Annotated in this window: 7 protein-coding genes; 6 read left to right on the forward strand and 1 reads right to left on the reverse strand. The window is 40.0% G+C overall.

Features of this window, described 5'->3' with window-relative positions; all coding sequences use genetic code 11:
* Positions 1-16 precede the first annotated feature (16 nt).
* The 6 genes from vxrA to H2O73_RS16870 all read left to right on the forward strand — a co-directional run bounded on the left by vxrA (position 17) and on the right by H2O73_RS16870 (position 7,065).
* Entirely contained in the window at positions 17-1,459 is a 1,443-nt protein-coding gene (vxrA, locus tag H2O73_RS16845) for a sensor histidine kinase VxrA (protein WP_182110091.1), read from the forward strand.
* Positions 1,434-2,093: a response regulator transcription factor VxrB gene (gene vxrB / locus H2O73_RS16850; protein ID WP_182110092.1), complete on the forward strand. Its 660-nt coding sequence runs from the start codon at positions 1,434-1,436 to the stop codon at positions 2,091-2,093. The genes vxrA and vxrB overlap by 26 nt, the downstream gene beginning before the upstream one ends.
* The gene (locus tag H2O73_RS16855) at positions 2,090-2,965 is read left to right on the forward strand and encodes a DUF2861 family protein (protein ID WP_182110093.1); all 876 of its coding nucleotides are present in this window, start codon (positions 2,090-2,092) and stop codon (positions 2,963-2,965) included. The genes vxrB and H2O73_RS16855 overlap by 4 nt, the downstream gene beginning before the upstream one ends.
* Positions 2,966-3,025: 60 nt before the next feature.
* Positions 3,026-4,159, forward strand: a complete 1,134-nt coding sequence (locus H2O73_RS16860) for a conjugal transfer protein TraF (protein ID WP_182110094.1) — start codon at positions 3,026-3,028, stop codon at positions 4,157-4,159.
* A gap of 53 nt (positions 4,160-4,212) precedes the next feature.
* Positions 4,213-4,359, forward strand: coding sequence for a YoaH family protein (locus H2O73_RS16865; protein WP_182110095.1), 147 nt, complete (start codon positions 4,213-4,215; stop codon positions 4,357-4,359).
* Between the two features lie 1,089 nt (positions 4,360-5,448).
* Positions 5,449-7,065 carry an RNA-directed DNA polymerase gene (locus H2O73_RS16870; protein ID WP_182110096.1) on the forward strand — a complete coding sequence of 539 codons (1,617 nt, stop codon included), beginning with the start codon at positions 5,449-5,451 and terminating at the stop codon, positions 7,063-7,065.
* 13 nt (positions 7,066-7,078) lie between these two features.
* On the opposite strand, the gene H2O73_RS16875 is transcribed toward H2O73_RS16870, so the two are convergent.
* Positions 7,079-7,504, reverse strand: coding sequence for a phage protein (locus H2O73_RS16875; RefSeq protein ID WP_182110097.1), 426 nt, complete (start codon positions 7,502-7,504; stop codon positions 7,079-7,081).
* Positions 7,505-7,814 lie beyond the last annotated feature (310 nt).

The raw sequence follows: 7,814 nt of genomic DNA on the forward strand, positions 1-7,814 counted from the left end.
TGCCTTGAAATATACAATGATAAAGATCTTGGTGTGCATTCTTAGCTTAGCATCTGTTGGTGCTAAAGCGGATACACTGCCGGAACGTATTGATAAATTTGTTAATTTATTCAAGACATCAGATGCGGCAGTGTCTTACGATGTGCGCGTATTGCAATCTGACTACCCAACAAGATTGCTCACGCCTCAATCTATGCTCCCTCAGACCTCTAGCTATCCACTCGAAGATATCCAAAGGTTATACAAGCTTTCGGTATCCTGTACTGGGAAATTGCCTTTAAGTCCGTTGGTGACAGAGCCTTTGGTATTTACACGTGCAATGTGTAAGGGCACGACACTGAGCGTCACTTGGTTTGCACGAAGCGGTTTGATTCACCCGGGTGGTGGTACTTATGCAAATCGTTACATTGTCACCAAGCCAGAGCAAGTAGCAGAACTTGAGCAGTTCATGCATATCAAAGAGCGCCCATTAGCCAACTCAAATACGCTACTTGGTCGCCTACAGAGAATGAGCGAAGAAACGATTACCGCCTTGATCTCTGGTGCGAGTATGTTTTTGGAAGGCGAAGATCTCTGGTTGAGAAAAAACGACAGTTACTATGTATATCCTGAATCAATTTGGAGCCCAAATGTAACTGAGGCTGGTTTAAGCTTTACGTTAGGGGCTGAGTCAGGCGCCTGTTTTGTACAACGTGGTAACATCTGTTGGGATGTTGAAGATCATGCAGATATACTAAAAATCAGTATGATTGGTTTGGTGATCGCGAATATATTATTGGTCATTGGTTGGTCAATTTATCGTTGGAACACCAAACGAAAAGAAATGAAGAGTAGGATGCTGGTTTTGCAAATTCTTACTCATGAACTGAGAACGCCTATTGCGAGCTTGTCATTAACGGTTGAAGGATTTCGCCGTGAATTTGAAGAGTTACCTGAATCTGTTTACGATGAATTTCGTCGTCTATGTGAAGATTCAAGGCGTTTAAGACAGCTAGCAGAAGCAAGCAAAGATTATTTGCAATCAGATAACAAACCTCTTGCATCACAATGGGTACCATCTGTGCAAGAATGGTTAGAATTTAAGATTGAGGAAGAGTTTGATCATCAAATCGAATTTGACATCAATCGAGATGTCGCGGCAAAGCTCAACGTCTATTGGTTGGGTACCTGTCTCGATAATCTAATAAGAAATGCGGTTAAATATGGAGTTAAGCCGATAAAGTTAGATGTGAATACATCGAACAATAAAATTGTGTTCAGCGTAATAGACCAAGGAAAGCTAACTCAAAAAGATTGGCGTAATTTACGCAAACCGTTTGTTAGTAAAAGTGGTTTAGGCTTGGGCTTAACTATCGTTGATTCAATGGTTGGTCGAATGGGTGGCAAGATGACACTCGTTGGTCCGCCAACAACGTTTATTTTGGAGATACCTTGTGAAACAGACACTGCTTCTTGTTGAAGACGACAAAAACTTAGCGGACGGCTTACTTGTCAGCCTTGAACAGGCGGGGTATGAATGTTACCACGCTGAAACTATCGCAGATGTTGAGCAGTATTGGGCAAAGTCAGATCTTGTTATTCTAGATCGTCAACTGCCAGATGGTGATTCGGTATCCCACCTTCCTCAGTGGAAAACGATCAAAGAGATCCCAGTGATCTTACTAACCGCTCTGGTTACAGTAAAAGACAAAGTAGCCGGTTTAGACTCTGGCGCAAATGATTACTTAACAAAACCATTTGCTGAAGCAGAGTTGTTTGCTCGAATTCGTGCACAATTACGTACACCGGATGGACAGGACGAAGACGACAGCAAAGTCCGTACGGAAAATTTGTTAATTGACAAAAGTACGCGAGAAGTCTTCTTTAATGAGCAGTTCATTACACTAACAAGAACCGAGTTTGATTTGTTGCTGTTTTTGGCAAGCAACTTAGGTCGAGTATTTACGCGAGACGAGTTGCTTGATCACGTTTGGGGTTATAACCATTTCCCAACAACTCGTACTGTAGATACTCATGTGTTACAGCTGCGTCAGAAACTACCAGGGCTTGAAATCGAGACACTACGCGGTGTTGGTTACAAGATGAAGGCATGATAGGCAAAACTCTATTGATTGCAGGTGCGCTTATCAGCGCGCCTGTTGCCTCGGAAGGCATTACGTGGTTTGAAAGTAATTCTCCATTGACTCAAACTCACAAACACTTGTTAAACAATGATCTTGCTTCCATGTTTTCTTCGTTAGTTGAAGTATGGCAGCTTGAAGATAGTTCGACACTTGAACCTCATCTCAATGATCTACTCGTTCAGTCATTTGAAGTTGATTGTGGTAAAGGGCTGCATAGCAAGCAATTTCCAGAATGGCTCAAGGGCGTATTGGTTCAAAGATCAGAAATTCAAAGCCCTGGACGAGATGCTTTCCGTGCAACCGTCGAAGTTCAGGCTAACCAGCCGATTTCAAATATCACCCTGACACGTTGGGTCGATAAATCGATTTCCAGTGACAACTCGTTAGAACGTATCCGAGAAAATCAAACGGGTATGGTGACTTATTCAAAGCGCTATAACATTAATAACAAACTGGCGATGGGGCTTTATCGCATCGATATTGTCAATGAGAGTAATGAATCATGGAGTTCATGGCTAATTTTGGGTGAGCCTAAGACATACATGACCGTTCGATGGGCATCAAAACATAATTGGCAGGTAGAGCAAAACGCGTTGCTCAACCCAAATTGTCCGCTACCTAAGCTTAACGCCGCCGTTTATGATTACGTTGATGGCACTTATAACCAAGTTTGGAATGGCAGCTATGAATCCGACTATCCGCAATCTTTACCTTTAGAAGAAATCGACGCCGGGCGTTACGTATTAGCCGTTTCAATGAACCATAGGCGTTGGCAAGGTAAGATAATCGTTGAACAAACTCAAATAATTAGCAAAACGTATGATGTTTCTGTAGAGGATTAACTCAAGTTAGGCGACAATTGGGCGATAAAATACCAACGCAACTAACTATTTAGCTTTTATATGAAAACAGCATACAAACTATTACCTCTTGCCGTTGCAATGTCTATTGGTAGCGCACACGCTGCTAACTACGCAATTGAAGCTCGCGGCGACGCAATGGGTGGCGTTGGGGTTGTTTCGGCAAACTTTTTGACCGCTCCTTTTTATAACCCTGCACTAACCGCCATTTACCGTCGTAATGATGATGTTGGCATGATCACACCTAGCATCGGTTTTAACTATACGGACACAGGTAATTTTGTAGACGATATAGAATATGCAGAAGGTGTAATCAATCGAGGTGATGTAGCGAACGCGCAGAAAGCACTAGACCGCTTAGAAGGTGATAACCTTAAAGTGGATATTGGCGGTGTTGTCGCTTTTGCTATCCCTAACCAATTTGTTGCCGCTAACGCTTTTGGCAAGCTATATACTGAATCTTATGCAACTTCCCAAATAGCCACTGGCGGTACAGCACTGGAAAATGCGTCGAAAAGCACCGTTCAAGCAGTTAGTGTAGGCGTTGCAGAGGCGGGTATTTCATTAGCTAAATACCAAACCTTTATGGGACAACACATCTCCTTTGGTTTAACACCAAAACTGCAACGTGTTTACACTTATGTTTATGAAGCTAGCCTAACCAACTACGACTTTAAAGACCTACGTGATAATAGCCAAGGTGAAACCATGTTCAACATGGATGCTGGTTTCTTGTGGTTCTATGGTCCGTTTCGTGTTGGTATTGCAGCGACAAATATGATTTCTCGCGATATCCAAACTCAGACCATCACTTCTGCTGTGGATGGATCTAAAATTTCTTACGCTTATGAAATGTCCCCACAATATACAGTGGGTGCAGGTATCGTGGCAGATTACTTTACGTTAAGTGTTGATTACGATCTAAAAGAAGAAGAACGATATATTGGATTTAACGACAACACACAAATGCTACGTGTTGGTGCGGAAGTAGATTTACTTCGCCAGTTAAAACTTCGCGCAGGCTGGAAGAAAAATCTAGCATACGACAACAGCGATGATACGTTTACAGCGGGTATCGGTCTTTCCCCGCTTAACTTGTTCCAACTTGATGTCGGCGCAAGCTATACCAATGAAAACTCCGTTGGGGCTTACGTTAACTTCTTAACGAGTTACTAGTAATCGCCGTTAAATCGTAATATAGTCGGCTCCTATTTTTAGGAGCCTTTTTTATGTTTGATGATTTAAGCTTGAGCCATGAAGAACAGCAAAAAGCTGTAGAAGAAATTCAAAAGTTAATGACGCAGGGCATTAGTACGGCAGAAGCAATCAAGATTGTTGCAACTAAAATCCGCGAAGAAGCAAAACAGAAGCAATAATTGTAAGGGCAGGGAACTGCCTTTTTAATCCCACTCCAGTGCACTATAACTAGTCGTAAATTAACTTACTGATACCCTCCATAAGCCAATCAAATTTACTCTCTACAAAATACATCCGAATCCCTTCAAATGCTCAAAGCGTGGGTTATTAATCACGCCACGCGTTTAATAAGAAATATCAATAACTTAACGTAGTGATTTGTGCTGAAGCGCCTGCTTTTGAACTTAAGGTGTAATTTAATTACACTTTTCCGCCAAGGCTGATTAATGGGTGAATTACACCAGTTTATTATTCTGCTATGTTAGACTGTCACTTACGCTTAGCTTTCTCGCAGGTATATAACTCGGTTCTTGTTTAGTTGCGGTTACCGTGTCACGGATTGGAATTCAAGAGACTGTCTCGTTATGTTTTGCTTTCTTTGCTGTGGTGCTAGCTTAAATAACGACATTTTGGTGAAGATACGTTGTCACGTTTGTCTTGGTTTAGATTTATACAATCCCTATTATTGATGGGCATGAACTTGTTAGCACGATAAGAGCTAACAGACTGCGTTAATTGTGCGTCATTCAAACCGTTCGTGGGAATAACCATCCATAGGGTTCAGTCTTGGCGGCTGTTAGGCAGGTGAATGCAGAGTTTAGTTCAAGTGAGCGCGCTCAATCCAAACACCAGCAGTGATCATCTAGTGCTACAATGTTTCTTTGGTTACAGACAAGCAATGTCGTGTATCAAGCTTTTCCAGTGCGAACTTGGGAATAATTCTGAGTATTCATCTGAGGTGATTTTGAAAACGTTAGAATGGAAATTAACTTTGATTGCTTGAACGACGTCGAAACTAGCGTGCGGAAGGTGTTTGGCGCATTTAATTCGGATTGACCCTCTTTCATTCTAATTCAGCGAGCTAACCAGAAGAGCTTGTGGGTGTAATGTGATGGCAAGCTAGGAACTCCACTAAGTGCTTATGACAATGCTTGCTTATCGCGTACAATAAGATCATGAATTCTAATTTAACCATCTGATAACATACTGTTTTCATTGCTGTCTCGACATGTTATTGGGCTGGTAATTAGCTTGGCTTTAGGATAAGAATGAAAACTCAAGATGCAATTAAGCTAGCAGTTGAAAATGTTAAAAAAGAAGGTACTACTGACGTAGAGGTTTTTCTTCGTCCATTTGAATTGGCTATGATCAAGGGAAGTGTCGAAGAAGAGGTTTATCGGCTAATTAAGGCATCATTTAAGCAACATAACCTCCAATCTTTAAAAGTTTCACCAATTTCACATGTATTAGTACCAAAAAAAGAATTATTTGATTTCAGAAAATGTGCTCACATTCAGCCTTTAGATGAAATGAAATACTTAGCTCTTGTACTCCAGTTAGCCACAAAGATTGAAAAGGCTAGGATAAATAGGAGTGATAATAGAATATTTTCATATAGATTCTCTCATCAGAAAGGATATCTATTTGATCCAAGATACAACTACACATCGTTTCGAGAATATGTGTCAAAACGTTCTAAGAAAAATAAAATAAATGTTGTTGTTTCGTGTGATATTTCGAATTTCTATGATCGCCTAAATCTACATCGTTTAGAGTGTGTATTAGAATCTATTCAAGGTTGCGATAAAAACGTTATTCGTCAAATTAATGAACTACTCATTTTTTGGGCAAATAGAGACTCTTACGGTCTTCCTGTTGGATCAAACGCTAGTCGTATTCTTGCAGAAGCATCGTTAATTGAAGTTGATAATTACCTATTATCTCAGAAAGTTGATTTTTGTAGATTTGTCGATGATTACAGGATATTTGCCAAAGATGCGGCAGAGGCGCATCACTGGCTATCTTTGCTAGTAAAAAGACTGAGTATGGAAGGACTATTCATTAATACTAGCAAGACGGAAATCAAAGATGTCTCTTGCTATGGAAGTGAAGAAACAGAAAGTCAAGAGCCTCAATCAGATGAAGTTCCTTTAGTTGATGAAGTCCCTCCGTTTGACGATGCGACGTTGAACAATAAATTCAATGTTCCAAAGATTATTAGGGGTTATTCGGGTCTCATTCCAACTAAATTTCGTAATCTTACCGTAGGCGAGTCAAAAAAATTAGTTGATTTGGATACAGATACAATATTGAATGAAATTCAAGAATCCATAGTGATAGACCCTAGAAGCTTCGTGCAGTTAATAAAAGGTGGGGTATCTCAAGAAAGCCCATATATACTAATTGAAAGTGTGAAATTACTTAATAAATTCCCTCAATTTATTCCATATACGTTAGATGCAATATCGAAGAAAGAAGATATGTTTTCTAATGAACAGGTATCAGAAATATCAGAGCTGTTAAATGAATGGTTGAAACTTGCAAAGACGCCAGAATATATTCTAGTTTATATTGTGCGTTTTTTTGGTTCAGGCGCATTTAAAAATAAAGTGTTACTTTTTGATTATTTCAGACAATTGCGCAGAAACGAAGGTAGTTATATTGGAAGAGCAGTTTTAGAGCAACTTGAGGGTCTTGTTGGTAGAGGTGAAGTTTTAGAGATAAGAGATTATTACTCAAGAGCAGACATGTGGGAAAAGAGACAAATAGCACGAATGGTTGATATACATATGACTGAAGGTGAAAAGACGCCATTTTTTAGGAATATATTATCCCTAGAAGAAGATGTTTTCTTGAAAAACACAATGAATAAAAAACCCGCTTAAAGCGGGTTTTTTATTAGCGCTTAAGTTTAGACGGAATCCAAGGTGCGGCTTTCATACGACGACCACCACGAAACGGTAAGAGATTCTCTTTAGCAGGAATGTACACAGGGTTAGCTAAGTGACCGTGTAACTCGACCATTTGTTGATATTCATCCTTGTGATAGGCAAAGGATTCCAATTCCTTGGGATTGAACTCACGACCGCTGGGAGTGATTAGAACGGCGCGAGCTTCGTCGATACGAAATCCTTTCCAACGAATATCATTAGGCAGGTAACCAATAGATTTGATGATGAGTAGCTTTTCAGCCATAGGATTGATTGGGTATTTGCCCGAAAGCCAACGCTTAACAGTGGTCTTGTTGACGTGAAAATACTCGGCACCAGCAGCAACATTGGGAAACACACGCCAAAATAAGATGGAAAAAGCATCATAGTTCATGAGCAAACCTTAAAGTCGGGACGATTTTTATAGAACGTTTTGTCATATAGAAACCATAGTAATTTTAATTAGTTATAACTGTCCGGACGTCGAGTTATGATGCAAAATGTAACAATACGTGTCAACCAAGAGGACTGGACAACAGGCGCTGTAAAAGGATATAGAACAATTGGTAACGTGATGAATTTTAAAAGGTTTATCTAAAGGGAAATACAGAATTACCATTTGTTAAATTTACCCATGCTTGTTTATCCCATTTTAAAATGACTCATTTCTTACCAAGTTAAAATGTCCTAAAGCTCAGAAGAAA

The organism is Vibrio marinisediminis (genome assembly GCF_014050145.1).
GTDB classification, from domain to species: Bacteria; Pseudomonadota; Gammaproteobacteria; order Enterobacterales; family Vibrionaceae; genus Vibrio; species Vibrio marinisediminis.

Excerpts from the sequence above, each read along its gene's own strand:
- vxrA (WP_182110091.1), top strand. The coding sequence starts at position 17 with ATGATAAAGATCTTGGTGTGCATTCTTAGCTTAGCATCTGTTGGTGCT.
- H2O73_RS16855 (WP_182110093.1), top strand. The coding sequence starts at position 2,090 with ATGATAGGCAAAACTCTATTGATTGCAGGTGCGCTTATCAGCGCGCCT.
- H2O73_RS16860 (WP_182110094.1), top strand. The coding sequence starts at position 3,026 with ATGAAAACAGCATACAAACTATTACCTCTTGCCGTTGCAATGTCTATT.
- H2O73_RS16865 (WP_182110095.1), top strand. The coding sequence starts at position 4,213 with ATGTTTGATGATTTAAGCTTGAGCCATGAAGAACAGCAAAAAGCTGTA.
- H2O73_RS16870 (WP_182110096.1), top strand. The coding sequence starts at position 5,449 with ATGAAAACTCAAGATGCAATTAAGCTAGCAGTTGAAAATGTTAAAAAA.
- H2O73_RS16875 (WP_182110097.1), bottom strand. The coding sequence starts at position 7,504 with ATGAACTATGATGCTTTTTCCATCTTATTTTGGCGTGTGTTTCCCAAT.